This window comes from Stenotrophomonas sp. YJH_SMC_94-11 (assembly GCF_059370435.1).
Genome location: NZ_JCAFTR010000010.1, coordinates 12,774 through 27,519 on the forward strand (window position 1 = coordinate 12,774; position 14,746 = coordinate 27,519).

The 14,746-nt window shown below is 67.7% G+C and carries 17 protein-coding genes and 1 riboswitch; of the genes, 8 read left to right on the forward strand and 9 right to left on the reverse strand.

The features are described from left to right. Window positions 1-63 precede the first annotated feature (63 nt). Together AC5P74_RS16575 and AC5P74_RS16580 are read left to right on the forward strand one after the other, a co-directional pair. Window positions 64-546: a GAF domain-containing protein gene (locus AC5P74_RS16575; protein ID WP_004140850.1), complete on the forward strand. Its 483-nt coding sequence runs from the start codon at window positions 64-66 to the stop codon at window positions 544-546. Further along, on the forward strand, window positions 543-905 hold the full coding sequence (locus AC5P74_RS16580; protein ID WP_061478647.1) for a TfoX/Sxy family protein: 363 nt from the start codon (window positions 543-545) through the stop codon (window positions 903-905). The genes AC5P74_RS16575 and AC5P74_RS16580 overlap by 4 nt, the downstream gene beginning before the upstream one ends. A 91-nt stretch (window positions 906-996) precedes the next feature. Here the strand turns inward: AC5P74_RS16580 and AC5P74_RS16585 are convergent, their stop codons facing one another. Continuing rightward, entirely contained in the window at window positions 997-1,575 is a 579-nt protein-coding gene (locus AC5P74_RS16585) for a histidine phosphatase family protein (RefSeq protein WP_005415139.1), read from the reverse strand. Between the two features lie 143 nt (window positions 1,576-1,718). Then, a riboswitch (cobalamin riboswitch) is annotated at window positions 1,719-1,941 on the forward strand. A gap of 116 nt (window positions 1,942-2,057) precedes the next feature. Here AC5P74_RS16585 and btuB point away from each other — a divergent pair. After that, window positions 2,058-3,899 carry a TonB-dependent vitamin B12 receptor gene (btuB, locus tag AC5P74_RS16590; RefSeq protein WP_253136966.1) on the forward strand — a complete coding sequence of 614 codons (1,842 nt, stop codon included), beginning with the start codon at window positions 2,058-2,060 and terminating at the stop codon, window positions 3,897-3,899. Window positions 3,900-3,990: 91 nt separating this feature from the next. Here btuB and gph read toward each other — a convergent pair whose 3' ends face one another. The 3 genes from gph to AC5P74_RS16605 form a co-directional block, all read right to left on the reverse strand. Continuing rightward, on the reverse strand, window positions 3,991-4,659 hold the full coding sequence (gene gph / locus AC5P74_RS16595; RefSeq protein ID WP_053498038.1) for a phosphoglycolate phosphatase: 669 nt from the start codon (window positions 4,657-4,659) through the stop codon (window positions 3,991-3,993). A gap of 64 nt (window positions 4,660-4,723) precedes the next feature. After that, window positions 4,724-5,515 carry a class I SAM-dependent methyltransferase gene (locus tag AC5P74_RS16600; RefSeq protein WP_346607810.1) on the reverse strand — a complete coding sequence of 264 codons (792 nt, stop codon included), beginning with the start codon at window positions 5,513-5,515 and terminating at the stop codon, window positions 4,724-4,726. After that, complete coding sequence (locus tag AC5P74_RS16605) at window positions 5,512-6,441, reverse strand: LysR family transcriptional regulator (RefSeq protein WP_005415135.1); 930 nt, start codon at window positions 6,439-6,441, stop codon at window positions 5,512-5,514. The genes AC5P74_RS16600 and AC5P74_RS16605 overlap by 4 nt, the downstream gene beginning before the upstream one ends. Before the next feature lie 108 nt (window positions 6,442-6,549). On the opposite strand from AC5P74_RS16605, the gene AC5P74_RS16610 reads away from it, so the two are divergent. After that, entirely contained in the window at window positions 6,550-7,188 is a 639-nt protein-coding gene (locus tag AC5P74_RS16610) for an NAD(P)-dependent oxidoreductase (RefSeq protein ID WP_065186286.1), read from the forward strand. Window positions 7,189-7,279: 91 nt separating this feature from the next. Beyond that, on the forward strand, window positions 7,280-8,191 hold the full coding sequence (locus tag AC5P74_RS16615; RefSeq protein ID WP_346607811.1) for an MBL fold metallo-hydrolase: 912 nt from the start codon (window positions 7,280-7,282) through the stop codon (window positions 8,189-8,191). Window positions 8,192-8,387: 196 nt separating this feature from the next. Here the strand turns inward: AC5P74_RS16615 and dinB are convergent, their stop codons facing one another. Then, on the reverse strand, window positions 8,388-9,476 hold the full coding sequence (dinB, locus tag AC5P74_RS16620; RefSeq protein WP_053498044.1) for a DNA polymerase IV: 1,089 nt from the start codon (window positions 9,474-9,476) through the stop codon (window positions 8,388-8,390). Window positions 9,477-9,666: 190 nt separating this feature from the next. On the opposite strand from dinB, the gene fabA reads away from it, so the two are divergent. Together fabA and fabB are read left to right on the forward strand one after the other, a co-directional pair. Beyond that, the gene (fabA, locus tag AC5P74_RS16625; RefSeq protein WP_005415130.1) at window positions 9,667-10,182 is read left to right on the forward strand and encodes a 3-hydroxyacyl-[acyl-carrier-protein] dehydratase FabA; all 516 of its coding nucleotides are present in this window, start codon (window positions 9,667-9,669) and stop codon (window positions 10,180-10,182) included. After that, window positions 10,182-11,390: a beta-ketoacyl-ACP synthase I gene (fabB, locus tag AC5P74_RS16630; RefSeq protein ID WP_005415129.1), complete on the forward strand. Its 1,209-nt coding sequence runs from the start codon at window positions 10,182-10,184 to the stop codon at window positions 11,388-11,390. Before fabA ends, fabB begins: the two co-directional genes overlap by 1 nt. Before the next feature lie 97 nt (window positions 11,391-11,487). On the opposite strand, the gene AC5P74_RS16635 is transcribed toward fabB, so the two are convergent. From AC5P74_RS16635 to AC5P74_RS16645, 3 genes are read right to left on the reverse strand one after another with little or no spacing between them, the layout of a single operon-like run. Beyond that, the gene (locus AC5P74_RS16635) at window positions 11,488-12,171 is read right to left on the reverse strand and encodes an HAD family hydrolase (RefSeq protein ID WP_053498048.1); all 684 of its coding nucleotides are present in this window, start codon (window positions 12,169-12,171) and stop codon (window positions 11,488-11,490) included. Further along, window positions 12,168-12,869 carry a pseudouridine synthase gene (locus AC5P74_RS16640; protein ID WP_053498050.1) on the reverse strand — a complete coding sequence of 234 codons (702 nt, stop codon included), beginning with the start codon at window positions 12,867-12,869 and terminating at the stop codon, window positions 12,168-12,170. Before AC5P74_RS16640 ends, AC5P74_RS16635 begins: the two co-directional genes overlap by 4 nt. After that, on the reverse strand, window positions 12,866-13,936 hold the full coding sequence (locus tag AC5P74_RS16645; protein ID WP_495204999.1) for a class I SAM-dependent methyltransferase: 1,071 nt from the start codon (window positions 13,934-13,936) through the stop codon (window positions 12,866-12,868). The genes AC5P74_RS16640 and AC5P74_RS16645 overlap by 4 nt, the downstream gene beginning before the upstream one ends. A gap of 157 nt (window positions 13,937-14,093) precedes the next feature. Between AC5P74_RS16645 and AC5P74_RS16650 the strand changes: the two genes are divergently transcribed. Continuing rightward, window positions 14,094-14,357 (forward strand): hypothetical protein, encoded by a 264-nt coding sequence (locus AC5P74_RS16650; protein ID WP_005407925.1) that lies wholly within the window; start codon window positions 14,094-14,096, stop codon window positions 14,355-14,357. Between the two features lie 70 nt (window positions 14,358-14,427). On the opposite strand, the gene AC5P74_RS16655 is transcribed toward AC5P74_RS16650, so the two are convergent. Next, complete coding sequence (locus tag AC5P74_RS16655) at window positions 14,428-14,721, reverse strand: DUF3247 family protein (RefSeq protein WP_053498054.1); 294 nt, start codon at window positions 14,719-14,721, stop codon at window positions 14,428-14,430. Window positions 14,722-14,746: the final 25 nt, after the last annotated feature.

Genomic DNA, 14,746 nt, shown 5'->3' on the forward strand with positions numbered 1-14,746 from the left:
GGCTCCAACAGGGCAACAGTGCGCGCATTATCGCCGGCCCGGTGCACTTGCTAGACTGCAGGCATGTTCGCCAATGCCTCGCTCACCGGCAGCAAGCCGGAACAATACGCCCAGCTGCTGGAACAGGCCCGTGGCCTGGTCTACGCCGAGTCCGACCGCATCGCCAACGCGGCCAACCTCTCCGCACTGGTCTATCACGCCCTGCCCGACCTGAACTGGGTGGGCTTCTACCTGTATGACGGCAAGGAACTGGTGGTCGGCCCGTTCCAGGGCCTGCCGGCCTGCGTGCGCATCCCGCTGGACAAGGGCGTGTGCGGTGCCGCCGCCAGCCAGCGCGTAACCCAGCGCGTGGACGACGTCGATGCCTTCCCCGGCCACATCGCCTGCGATTCGGCCTCGCGTTCGGAGCTGGTGGTGCCGCTGCTGCGCGGCGATGAACTGATCGGCGTGTTCGATATCGACAGCCCGAAGGTCGGCCGCTTCGATGCCGACGATCAGGCCGGCCTGGAAGCCATCGCCCGCGTGTTCGTCGAGGCACTGGGATGAGCGCACCGAAGCTGCGCAACATCGGCCCGAAGAGTGCAGCGTGGCTGCGCCAGGTCGGGCTGCGCAGCCGCGAGGACCTGGTTGCGATCGGCGCAGTTGGCGCCTTCGTCAAGGTCAAGCGGGCCGGCTTCAAGCCCAGCCTGAACCTGCTGTACTCGCTGGAAGGCGCATTGCTGGACTGCCACTGGCAGGAGCTGAGCGAGCCGCAGCGTGAAGCGCTGGTGCAGGACTACGAAGCGCGCATCGCCGCGCATCCGCTGAAGGCGGCCGGCCCGGCGTCGGGCCCGGTGCATGAGCAGCGCTTCGATGCCGACGATGAGGCGGAAGACAGCGTGACCGAGCGCGCGGACGAGGATTGACTGCACCGGTAGTGCCGGCCGCTGGCCGGCAACTGCGTGATCCTTGCAACGTTCCTGAGGCTGCCGGCCAGCGGCCGGCACTACCGATGGACTACGGCTGCTGCAGTTCCAGCAGCTCGCCCACCAGCCCGACCTCGCCCCGCTCCAGCCACACCCGCAGGCGCGTGCCGTGGTCGATGCGCAGGGCCCAGCACAGCGACATCGGCAGGCCGCAAACCTGCGACAACACCATGCGCAGCGGGCCACCATGGCTGACCACCAGCGTCGGCACCGGATCATCATCATCGAGCAGGCGATCCAGCGCGCGCGCGATACGCCGCTCGAAATGACCCCAGCTCTCGCCGTTCGGCGGCGGGAACGCATGCGGATCGGCATGGAAGGCGGCCAGCGCATCTTCCGGCAGGTCGAACAGCGACTGCCCGTCCCAATCGCCGAAATCCAGTTCTTCCCATTCCTCGTCCGCTTCGACGTCCAGCCCGCGTGGGGTGGCCAGCGCCATCGCCGTGTGCAGGGCGCGCAACCGCGGTGAACTGATCACCCGCTCCCAGCGTTGCTCGGCATAGGCCTCGACCAGCTCCTGCGGCAGGCCGGCCAGCTGCGGTGGATCGCTGCGGCCATCAAGGAACTCATCGCGACCGTTGCCGGCATGGCGGACCAGGTCGAGGATCATGCGTGCGTCCCGGACGGGCGAGGCAGGTACAACTGAGAACGGGCAGACATCGGTAACGGCACCACGGGATCGAGCAACCATTCTAAAGGCACAGCAAAGGCAGCCGCGCAGGCGCGACGCAACGGGACGGCCTGCGATGCCGTAGACTGCGCGCACTTCCAGGTGACCTGCGGCCGTGGCCGGCAGGTTGAAACGGGAAGCCGGTGACGCGTGATTCCACGCCAGGCCGGCGCTGCCCCCGCAACGGTAAGCACGTCAGTTCCAGGCAACACCGCCACTGTGCCGCAGGCATGGGAAGGCGCCTGGACGGTGGCCTCGCGCCACCCGGCGGCAAGCCCGGAGACCGGCCCGGAAGCCTCAGGTCGCGATGCGGTGGGCATGGCGCTGGATGACCGTGGCGTGCGCTGCGGCATCGGCGCGTGCCTGCCTTCGCGGCTCCTCCCCTTCGCCACGCGGGCGTGCGTGGCACCTGGAGTTCCCCCATGAAGCTGCAGTCCCGAATGCTGTCCCTGGCCGTACTGGCCGCCCTGCCCGCGCTGGCACAGGCCGCCGATGACACCACCGCGCTCGACCAGATCCTGGTCACCGCCACGCGCACCCCGATCGCCCTGCAGGACAGCATCGCGCCGGCCCAGGTGATCGACCGCGCGCAGATCGAATCCAGCCAGGCCACCTCGCTGCAGGAACTGCTGCGCGGCCGCGCCGGCATCAACCTGACCAATGCCGGCGGGCTCGGCAAGCAGAGCTCGCTGTTCCTGCGCGGCACCAACTCGGGCCACACCGTGGTGCTGGTCGACGGCGTGCGCATCAACAGTGCCGACCTCGGCCTGGCGATGTACCAGGACCTGCCGCTGGCGCAGATCGAGCGCGTGGAAATCGTGCGTGGCCCGCAGTCGAGCCTGTACGGCGCCGATGCCATTGGCGGCGTGATCCAGATCTTCACCCGCCGCAACCAGGGTGATTTCGCCCCGCACTTCCAGCTCGGTGGCGGCAGCAACGGCCTGCGCGAAGCCAGCGGCGGGATCGGCGGCGGGACCGAACGCGGCTGGTTCGGCGCCGACATCGCCTACCAGCATTCCGATGGCATCGATGCCTGCCGCGGCTCGGCAACGCTGTTCACCGGCTGCTTTGCCGACGAACATGACCGCGATGGCTACCGCAACCTGTCCAAGAGCCTGCGCGGTGGCTACACCTTCAACGACCAATGGAACGTGGAAGGCAGTGCATTGCGTGCCGACGGAAAGAACCATTACGACGGCTACTACAACTATTCGGAAACCCGCCAGCAGGTGCTGGCCGGCAAGGTGCGCTACACCCCGTCCGAACGCCTGGCGTTCACCGCCAATGTCGGGCGCAGTGACAACGAGTCGGACAACTTTGGTGACTTCGGTGCCCGTGGCAGCGCTCAGACCCACCGCGACAGTGCCTCGCTGCAGGGTGACTTCGCCTTGGCAGAAAGCCAGCTGCTGAGCACCGGCGTGGACTGGAGCGAAGACAACCTGGATGGCAGCAGTGCCGGATATCGGGTCGACAGCCGCCGCAACACCGGCGTGTTCGTGCAGTACCAGGGACGCTTCGGTCGCCACCAGCTGCAGGCCAGCGCGCGCAACGACGACAACCAGCAGTTCGGCAACCACGCCACCGGCAGCCTCGGCTGGGCGATGGAACTCGGCCACGGCCTGCGTGTCAATGCCAGTTACGGCACTGCGTTCAAGGCGCCGACCTTCAGCGACCTGTACGACCCGTGGAGCGGTGTGCCGACGTTGAACCCGGAGAAGTCCAAGAGCACCAACCTGGGCGTTTCGCAGCAGGGACAGGGCTGGCACTGGGGCCTGGACGTCTATGAAACCCGCATCGATGATCTGATCACCTACGATGCGGCGACCTTCAGGATGCAGCAGGTGGAGAAGGCGCGCATCCGCGGTGCCGAACTGACCGGTGGCGTGCTGCTGGCCGGCTTCGACATCAACGCCCAGCTGAGCTACACCGACCCACGCAACCGCACCGGCGGCAGCACCCAGTTCGACAACTGGCTGCCGCGTCGTGCACAGCAGACCGCGCGCCTGGACCTCGATCGACGTTTCGGGGCCTTCCGCGCAGGCCTGACGGTTCAGGGAGCGGGCAAGCGCTATGACGATGCCGCCAACGCGGTGAAGGTGGCGGGTTACGGCACGCTGGATCTGCGCGCCGAGTACGCGCTGACGCCGTCGTGGTCGCTGCTGGCGCGTGCCGCCAACGTGTTCGACCGACGATACGAGACCGTGGCGTGGTTCAACCAGCCCGGTCGTGAGTACCAGGTGAGCGTGCGTTACCAGCCGAAATGAGAGAAGGCGCCGGGCATTGCCCGGCGCTTTCTCTGTAGAGCCGAGTCCATGCTCGGCTCAGGCAGCAAAGCAGCCGAGCATGGGCTCGGCTCTACACCGGGACGCCGGCGGTCAACCCCGGCAGTTCACGCAGGTCATCGATCACCGCCACCGCATGCGCGGTGGCCAGGTCCAGACCGCGCGGGTAGCCGTAGCGGACCAGCGCGATCGGCATGCCCGCATCTTCGGCGGCGCGGTAGTCGGTCAGCGAATCACCCACCATCAGGCAGGCATCGACCGGCAGCCCGAAGTGCGCAGCGATATGCCGCAGCGGCTCACCGCTGGGCTTGCGCTGCGGCAGTGAATCGCCGCCCAGTACCAGCGCGAACGCATCACCGATGCCCAGGTGCTGCAGCAGCGGCGGCACCAGTGCTTCGGGCTTGTTGGTGCAGATCGCCAGTGGCACGGCGCGCGCGCGCAGCTGCGCCAGTGCGTCGGCCACGCCATCGAACAGGCGCGGGCTGCGCAGCAGGCATTCACGGTAGTGCACCATGAACACCGGCATGACCTCGGCCAGGTCGACCTCACGACCGGCGGCGTGCACGGCCTGTTCGACCAGGCGGCGCACACCGTCGCCGATCCAGCCGAGCACGGTGGCTTCCGGCACCCGTGCCATGCCGATGGCTTCCAGCGTGCGGTTCAGCGCTTCGGCGATGTCAGCTGCGCTGTCGACCAGCGTGCCATCGAGATCGAATACGACCAGCGGATAGGGATACGACAAGGGACGACGCCTGTACAACGTGGGGCCGTCCATTGTACGCCGCGCTTTTTCCCCGGGATCGGCCTCAGCCGATCCTGCGTGCGCGGGTGGCCAGAAAGGTGGGCAGGTAACGGTCGATCAGGAAGCGCGGCTTCGGCTGCCAGTCTTCCATGAACCGATCAATCACGAAGCCTGCATCCAGCTGACCGCCGATCAGTTCGGTCAGGCTGTGGCCAAAGGTCAGCGCATCGCCGCGGGCGAGTTTCGCCTCACGCTCTGCGGCGGGCAGGTCTTCCAGGTCCGAATAGGGAATGGCGTACTGCGGCCGGATCAAACCCTGTGCATCCAGCTGCGGATCACGTGCACCGACGAACAGCACCGGGTTGTAGAAGCTGGCCATCAACATGCCATCGCGCGCCAGCACGCGGCGGCATTCGGTCCACACCGGGCGCACGTCGGGTACGTACAGGTTGGAGATCGGATGGAACACCACGTCGAAGCTGTCATTGGCGAATACGTGCAGGTCGCGCATGTCGCCCCGCACCGTGCGCAGCTGCAGGCCGTCGCGCGCAGCGACCCTGCGGTCCTGTTCCAGCTGCCCGTCGGACAGGTCGAACACGGTGACGTCGGCGCCCGCAGCGGCCAGCACGGGTGCCTGCTGGCCGCCGCCCGAAGCCAGGCACAGGATGCGACGGCCGCGCACGTCGCCCAGCCAGTCCAGTGGCAGCGCGCGTGGGGTCAGATGCACCTGCCAGCGGCCTTCGCGCGCGGCGGCAATGGTTGAACTCTCCACCGGGCGCGACCATTCGCGCACTTCGCTGGCCTGGCGGTCCCAGGCAGCACGGTTGTGGTCGATCAAGGCCTGTCCATGGTTCATGTGTTCTCCTTGCCCGGTGGGCGCCAATCCAGATCCTGGAAGGCCGGGCTGGCGAAACACTCGGCCAGGTAATCCAGGAATCGCCGCATGATAGCGGGCTGCTGGCGCCGTGACGCGTACACGGCATGAATGCCGAGCTCGTCCAGACTGAATCCGGGCAGCAGTTCGATCAGCTCGCCGCTGCGCAGCAGTGGCGCCACCTGGTAGGTCGGCAGCATGGCGATCCCGGCACCGGCGCGTACCGCCTCCAGCAGCAGCGAGGCCTCGTTGGCGCTGATGTTGCCGCCCACCGCCACCGACAGCGAACGGCCATCGCGGTGCAGCTGCCACAGGCTCTTGCCGACGTAGTGGTGGGTCAGGCAGTTGTGCGCGGCCAGGTGCTCCGGCGCGGTCGGCGTGCCACGCGCCTGCAGGTACGACGGCGTCGCGCACAGTACCGAGCGGCAGGTGGCCAGCCGCCGCGCGATCAGGCTGGGGTCGATCTGGCGCGCGATGCGCACGGCCAGGTCCACGCGCTCCTCGACCAGGTTCACCGTGCGGTCGACCAGCAGCAGCTCGATGCGCGCCGCCGGATGGCGCGCGACGAAACCGGCCACCGCCCGTGCCAGGTGGCTCTGCCCGAACGACACGCTGGCGGTCACGCGCAGCGTACCGTGCGGCTCGGGATCATCACTGGCCAGCTCGCCCTGCAGTTCTTCGCCGATCGCCAGCATCTGCCGGAAGCGCGCCAACGCCGCCTCGCCCGGGCCGGTCAGGCTGACCCGGCGCGTGGTCCGGTGCAGCAGGCGTGCACCCAGCCAGCCCTCGACCTCGGCCAGGTAGCGGCTGACCATCGCCCGCGACATGTCCAGCACTTCCGCGGCGGCGGTGAGGCTGCCGCGCTCGGCCACCTCGACAAACACGGTCATGGCGGTCAATCGGTCCATATGCTCGATCCACGCAACAAACAAGCGCGTTATACGCTGTTTTTCGAGCGACTGCAGCAGCCTAGAGTGGCCCCATTCCCAGCCCACATCGCCCCACGGAGTCCTGCCATGAAGATCGCCCTCGTTGGTTCCACCGGCAACATCGGCCGCCAGATCGCCCGCCACGCGCTGGCCCACGGCCACGAACTCACCGTCATCGTGCGCAGCGCGCAGGACCTCCCGGCCGAACTGGCCGGCGCCCATCCGGTGATCGCCTCGCTGGATGACCAGGACGCGCTGGTCGCCGCCATCGCGGGCCACGACGTACTGGCCAGCGCCTACGGCCCGCGCCCGGGCGACGACATCGGCCGCGTGGGCGAGATCGCCGCGCAGCTGGCGGCCGCCGCGCGCAAAGCCGGCGTACCGCGCCTGGTGGTGGTGGGTGGCGCTGGCAGCCTGGAAGTCGCGCCGGGCGTGCAGCTGGTCGATACCCCCAACTTCCCGGAAGCCTACAAGCCGTACGCGCTGGCCCATCGTGAAGCCTTCAATCGCCTGCAGGCAGTGGACGACCTGGACTGGACCTTCTTCTCGCCGGCCGCCGAAATCGGCCCGGGCGAAGAGCGTGGCCAGTATCGCGTGCAGCCCAAGGCCTTCCTGGCCGACGCCAGCGGCCACAGCCGCATCAGCTATGCCGACTACGGCGCCGCGTTCGTCGCCGAGCTGGAAGCGCACGCTTACCCGAAGCAGATCATCACCGCCGCGTACTGATCCAGCTACGCCCCTTGTAGAGCCAAGCCCGCGCTCGGCTCTACGCGAACATGCAGCCGGGCATTGGCCCGGCTCTACACAAGGAATTCCCATGCGTACCGCTGCCCTGCTGCTTCCCCTCGCCTTGGCCGCCAGCTTCACCAGTGCGCCGCTGCTGGCCGCACCGGCCACCGCGGCGCAGACGGCGGCGACGAAATCCCAGCTGCACCTGCAGACCTTCCATCCCGGACCGCAGGCAATGTTCTCGGTGTCCTCGGTACTGATCGAAGGCCGCCACGACGCGATCCTGGTCAATGCGCAGTTCGGTGCCAGCGACGCGCGCAAGCTGGTCGAACGGATCCGCGCCAGCGGCAAGCAGCTGACCACCATCTACATCAGCCACGGCGATCCGGACTACTACTTCGGCCTGGCCACGCTGCAGGATGCGTTCCCGAAGGCACGCATCGTCGCCACCGCGCAGACCGTTGCCCACATCCAGCAGACCCAGGCCGGCAAGCTGGCCTACTGGGGACCGAAGATGGGGGCCGACGTGCCTGCGCGCGTGGTGGTGCCGCAGGTGCTGGACGGTGATGCCCTGCAGCTGGAAGGTCAGCGCCTGCCGCTGATCGGCCTGGACGGCCCGACCCCGGACCGCACGGTGCTGTGGGTGCCGTCGCTGCGTGCGATCGTCGGTGGCATTCCGGTGGTGGCCGGTGAGCACGTGTGGATGGCCGACACACAGACGCCGAAGTCGCACACTGACTGGCTGCAGACCCTGCAGCGATTGCAGGCACTGAAGCCGAAGGTGGTGGTGCCGGGGCATTACGCGCCGGGTGCGGCGCTGGATGCCAGTGCGTTGCGCTTCACCGCGGACTACATCCGCGCGTTCGACGCCGAGGCGGCAAAGGCCAAGGACAGTGCGGCACTGGTGAAGGCGATGCAGGCGCGCTACCCGACGCTGGCCGGCGTGGCGTCGCTGGAGCTGAGTGCGAAGGTGGCCAAGGGCGAGATGCAGTGGCCATGAGGTAACGGGGTTCTTCTGCAGGGCTGCGCCCTGCACCTGCAGAGGCAACAGCAACAGCCGAAGCAACAGCCGAAGCTGGTTTCCTGAGGGTGGGCGGGGTGGCATGTCTGCGCAATCTGTCTGGATGGAATGACCTGCTCCTGGTGGGTGTCGACCTTGGTCGACACGTGGATCCACGCCATGCGTGGATGAACGATCAGGAACGATCGGTCTGGGCGTGCTCGAACAATTCCCCCTGCACCACCGGTTCCTTTTCGCGGAAGCCGCCCAGCCCGACACCCACCAGCCGATAGCGCGTCTCCGCTGGCAGGTCGACGCGGGCGCGCAGGGCCAGTGCGATGTCGCGCAGTTCTTCCATCGACTCCGGCGGACGTTCCGGGGTGAAGCTGCGGGTGAGAATGCGGAACTGCGCGGTTTTCAACTTCAGCACCACGGTATGGCCGACACGTTCGGTCTTGCGTGTGGCATTCCAGGTCTTCTCCGCCAACTGCACGATCGCCTCGCCCAGGTCTTCCAGCAGCAGGTCTTCGGCGAAGGTGTCCTCCGAGGAGATCGACTGCACCTGCTGGTCCGGTTCCACCGGCCGCTCGTCGATGCCGCGTGCGCGGTTGTACAGGCTGCGGCCGAAACTGCCGAACGCTTCTTCCAGATCGATCAGTGCCCACTGCCGCAGGTCGCCGCAGGTGGCGATGCCGCGCGCGGCCAGCTTGCCTTCCATCACCTTGCCGACGCCAGGCACCCGGCTCACCGGCAACGGCAGCAGGAAGGCGTCCACCCGCTGCGGCGGAATCACGAACTGGCCATCGGGCTTGCGCCAGTCCGAGGCGATCTTGGCCAGGAACTTGTTCGGCGCGATCCCGGCTGAAGCAGTCAGGTTCGTCTCCTCACGGATCTGCATGCGGATGGTACGGGCGATATCGGTAGCCAGTTCGATGCCGCTCTTCGGCTCGGTCACGTCCAGGTAGGCTTCGTCCAGCGACAACGGCTCAACCAGCTCGGTGTGGCGCAGGAAGATCTCGCGCACCTGGCGTGACACCGCCTTGTAACGTGCGAAGTCGGGCGGCACGAAGATCGCATCCGGGCACAGGCGTTCGGCCCGCACTGCCGGCATGGCCGAACGCACGCCGAACACGCGTGCCTCGTACGAAGCTGCGCACACCACCGAGCGTGCGCCGCGCCATGCCACAACCACCGGCTTGCCGCGCAGTGACGGATCGTCGCGCTGCTCCACCGACGCGTAGAACGCGTCCATGTCAACGTGGATGATCTTGCGCAGTCGGGTCATGTCAGGTGAAAAAGGCGGGGCCGGGCCGGGTGGGCCACACGCCGAAGTATGGTCGTTGCACATCAACAGGATGCGCGTATTCCCTTGAAAACACTACGGTTGCGTACGGTTGAAATGTTTGATCGGGACAGTTTCCACGGGCATTCTCGGGCGCTTGTTTCCCTGTTCTCCGCTTCCAGGATTGTGCTTCATGACCCGTCTCCACGCGTTCAACCGCGAACAGCTGCTGGCCAGCGCACGCGGTGAACTGTTCGGCACCGCCGCCGGCCGTTTGCCCAACGACCCGATGCTGATGTTCGACCGCATCACCGACATCCGCGAGGACGGCGGACCGCATGGCAAGGGCATGGTACGCGCCGAACTGGATATCCGCCCGGACCTGTGGTTCTTCGGCTGCCACTTCATCGGCGACCCGGTGATGCCAGGCTGCCTGGGCCTGGATGCCATGTGGCAGCTGACCGGCTTCTTCCTGACCTGGCTGGGTGCGCCCGGCAAGGGCCGCGCGCTGGGCTGCGGCGAGGTGAAGTTCACCGGCCAGGTACTGCCGGACGCCAAGCTCGTACGCTACGAGATCGACATCAGCCGGGTCATCAACCGCAAGCTGGTGATGGCCCAGTCGGACGCCCGCATGTACGTGGACGACCGCGAAATCTACAGCGCGCGCGACCTGCGCGTCGGCCTGTTCACCGAAACCGGGAGCTTCTGATGCGTCGCGTCGTCATCACCGGCATGGGCATCACGTCCTGCCTCGGCAATGATCTGGATACCGTTTCGGCCGCGCTGCGTGAAGGACGCTCGGGCATCACCGCCCTGGCCGACCACGCCGAAGCAGGCCTGCGCAGCCAGGTCGGAGGCCGCGTCGACCTCGACCTGGACGCCTTGATCGACCGCAAGCAGAAGCGCTTCATGAGCGACGCGGCGGCCTTCGCCTACCTGGCCATGCGCGATGCCATCGCCGATGCCGGGCTCAGCCCCGAGCAGGTCAGCAGCCTGCGCACCGGCCTGATCGCCGGTTCCGGTGGCGGCTCCAGCGAATGGCAGATCGGTGCCGTCGACCTGCTGCGCGAACGTGGCGTGCGCAAGGTCGGCCCGTACATGGTGCCGCGCACGATGTGTTCGACGGTCTCGGCCTGCCTGGCCACGGCCTACCAGATCAAGGGCGTCAGCTACTCGCTGTCGGCCGCCTGCGCGACCTCGGCGCATTGCATCGGCGCCGCTGCGGACATGATCCGGCACGGTGCGCAGGACATCATGTTCGCCGGCGGTGGCGAAGACCTGCACTGGTCAATGAGTGTGATGTTCGATGCGATGGGTGCCCTGTCGACCAGCTTCAACGAAACCCCGGCCAGCGCCTCGCGCCCGTACGACAAGGACCGCGACGGCTTCGTCATTGCCGGTGGTGGCGGCATGCTGGTGCTGGAGGATTACGACCACGCCGTCGCACGCGGTGCCCACATCCATGCCGAGCTGATCGGCTATGGCGTCACCTCCGACGGTGCCGACATGGTGGCGCCCTCCGGCGAAGGTGCGGTGCGCTGCATGAAGATGGCGCTGCAGGGTGTCGATCGCCCACTGGACTACCTGAACACCCACGGCACCTCGACCCCGCTGGGCGATGTCACCGAGCTCAACGCGATCCGCGAAGTGTTCGGCGATGCAGTGCCGCCGCTGTCTTCGACCAAGGCGTTGTCCGGGCACTCGCTCGGTGCAGCCAGCGTGCACGAGGCGATCTACTGCCTGCTGATGATGCGCGATGGCTTCGTTGCCGGTTCGGCCAACATCGGCGAGCTGGACCCGAAGGTGGAGAGCTTCCCGATCCTGCGCGAGAGCCGCGAGCAGAAACTGGATACGGTGATGTCCAACAGCTTCGGCTTCGGTGGCACAAACGCCGCGTTGGTGTTCGGGCGGGTGTGATGGGGGCAGGTGTGCCGACCCACGGTCGGCACCCACCAGAAGATGTAGAGCCGAGCCATGCTCGGCTCAGTGCCGGCCAACGGTCGGCACCTACTGCTTATTTCGGCAGCAACGGCAGCAGCAGCGCGTGCGCGTCCACCAGGGACCCAACGATGCGGTGGCCCAGGGCACGCAACTCTTCATCCGGATGCACCAGGTCCGGCACCTGGATCACGGTCATGCCAGCCGCCAGCGCCGCGCGCGTACCGGCCGGTGAATCCTCCAGCGCCAGGCAGCGCTTGGGCGCCTGGCCCAACCGCTGCGCGGCCAGCAGGTAGATGTCCGGCGCCGGCTTCGGCCGCGCCACATCGCCACTGGTGATCACCGCATCGAAATACGGCAGTAGACCGGCAGCGGCCAGCTTGCGGTTGGCCCTCGGCTGCCGCGTGGTGGTGGCCACCGCCCGCGGTACCGCGTGCGCTTTCAGCAGCTCCAGCAGCTCCAGGATGCCAGGACGCAACGGCAAACCGGTCTGCGTACGTGCCTCATACAGGTCGTGGCAGCGTGCGGCCACCGCATCGATCACGCTGTCCTCGATACCCTGCGCGCGCAGCAGCGCGTGCGAATCGCGGTCGCCGAGGCCGACCATGCGCAGGAACACCGTTTCATCCAGGCCCAGTCCGAACTCGTCGGCGGCCTGGCTCCAGCAGGCCAGCGAAACGCGCTCGCTGTCGATCATCAGGCCGTCCATGTCGAAGATGACGGCGTCGGGCAGGAACGGCAGCGCAGCAATGTTGGTCATGAAGCGAACAGCGTATCCAGGTCGGTGGAAGTGAGCTGCCGCCATTGCCCCTCGTCCAGCCCCTGCAGGTCCAGCCCGCCGACGCGGCTGCGATGCAGGGCCTGCACGTGGTTGCCGGTGGCGGCGAACATGCGGCGTACCTGATGGTAGCGGCCTTCGTGCAGCACCAGCCGCGCACGGCGCGCATCCAGCACCTCCAGTTCAGCCGGCAGCAGGGGCGTCTTCTCCGATTCCAGCATCAGCGTGCCGCTGGCGAACAGCGCCACCTCGTCGCCGCGCAGGTCCTCGCTCAACTCGACCTCATAGACTTTCGGCAGCTTCGACTTCGGCGAAATGATCCGGTGCAGCAGGCCACCATCGTCGGTCAGCAACAGCAGGCCACTGGTCTCGCGGTCGAGGCGGCCGACCGTGGACAGCACCGGATCGCGGTCGCGGAAGCGCGGCGGCAACAGGTCGTAGATCAGGCGCCCGGTGTCCTTGGTCGAACAGGTGTAGCCAGCCGGCTTGTGCAGCGCGATCGACAGCCCCGGCGGTGGGTCCAGCGGCTCGCCATCGACCCGGATGGCGTCATGCGGCACCTGGTCGTCGGCATACAGCACCTCGCCATCGGCGTCGGTGACGCGGCCTTCGCGGAACATCCATTGCACCTGCTTGCGGCTGCCATAGCCCAGGTTGGCGATGTGCTTGACCAGCTTCACTTGCCCTTCCCCTTCACTGCTTCCACCAGCTTGAAACCGTCGCGCTCGGCGACCACGCGCACCGCGCCAAAGCTGTCGTTGAGGGTGTGCTCGTAAGGCAGGTGGCGGTTGGCCACCACGTACAGGCGCCCGCCCGGGCGCAACGCCTGCGCAGCCACGGCGATGAAGCGCTGGCCGATGTCCGGGCGGTCAGCGCGCGAAGGCGTGTGGAACGGCGGGTTGCTGATGATGACGTCGTAGCCCGGCTCGATGCCGGCGGTGACGTCCTGCCACAGGAAACGCAGCGGCAGCGGTCGCGGCGGCGGCGGCGGCGCCAGATTGAGCTCGGCCAGTGCCAGCGCGCGCTGCTCGGCCTCGTACAGGTCCAGCGCGGTGATCTTCGGGCAGCGTTCCAGAAGTTCGCGCGACAGATAGCCGTAGCCGGCGCCGAGGTCGGCGGCGCGTCCGGCCAGGTCGGCCGGCAGGTGCTCGGCCAGCAGCGCCGACGCCGGATCGATGCGATCCCAGGCGAACACGCCCGGGCGGCTGAGGAAGCGACCGCCCACGATCGGGCGCACCGCATCCAGCGCCGACCAGCGCTTGGCCAGGTCAACGTCGTGCTGGCCCTGCAGCGGGGCGGTCCAGTACACGCGGCAGTGGTTCTTGGTCAGGCAGCCACCGAGGCCGGCCAACTGCTTGAGGTCGCCCTCGCCCGAACGCGCACCTTCGTTGTTGGACTGGCAGGCAACGATGCGGCCGCCGTCGGCGACCAGCGCCAGCGCACGGGCGAACAGCGCACGGGCTTCTTCGCGCTGGCGCGGCGGCAGCACCAGCACCAACGGGTAGCGGCCCTTGCCGGCCACGTCATCCAGCTGCCCGCTGACGGTCCAGCCGGCAGCCTGCTGCAGCGGTTGCGCGAACGGGGCGAAGCTCTGTTCGCAGTGCACCTCGCGATCACCGGCCACTTCGCGCAATGGCCAGCCATCGCGGGCACGCAGGAAGGCCACCGGGCCCTCCGACCAGCGCAGGGCGCCTTGGGAGAACGGCAGGAGCAGGGTCTGCAGGGGGGCGTCGTCGCTGGAGGCCATCGGCGCGGGTACTTCAAGCGTGAGGGCCGTCCATTGTACCGGCTTGGCCGGGCCGGCCCCGGCGGCCCGCTTTGCGAAACCCGAACGGGGCCTTGATCCGCCAGAAACATTGAAACGTTCAGGGTAGAGGCTCCCCCGGAAACCCAGGAGAACCTGCATGCGAGCCTTGTTCGTCGGTGGCGTGGTCGACAACAGTGAAATGGACCTGGAAGGCAGCCATCCGCCCGTGCACTACCCCGAGGACACCGGCGGCGGCCACTCGCGCTACCGGCTGCACCAGGTCGGCCATGGCGCCGACGGCAGCGTGGCCTATGCGGTGTACGGCGCGCCGGACCTGGCTGATGACGAGGTGGCCCGGGTCGCGGAGGAGCGCGCCTACGCGCGGCGGTTCGAGGCGACGCCGACGTTGTTCGAGCATTGACACATCCGTAGCGCCCTGGCCCACGCTCGGACGGCGGCAGAGCCGAGCGTGGGCTCGGCTCCACCTCGAATCAAGGCGCCTTGGGTGGCAGGCGGTTGATGCTGGCGATTTCATCCAGCCAGACATGGTGCTGCTGCACCGGCGTGTCGTAGTCATCCAGGCGCAACTGGCCGTTGCTGCCTTCGTCGCCGGCCTCGTTGCGGTACTGCTGCACGGTCGGCTTCACTGCCACGGTACCGAGCAGGCGGCGACCATCGTGCAGGGTCAGTTCCACCTGCGTTTCGCCTTCCAGTTGCGGCAGCAGGGCTTCCAGGCGCGCGATCTGCGCCGGATCGGTATGGATGCGGGGAGCTGTTCGGGACATCGGTGACCTCCTGACTGCAGGGTCG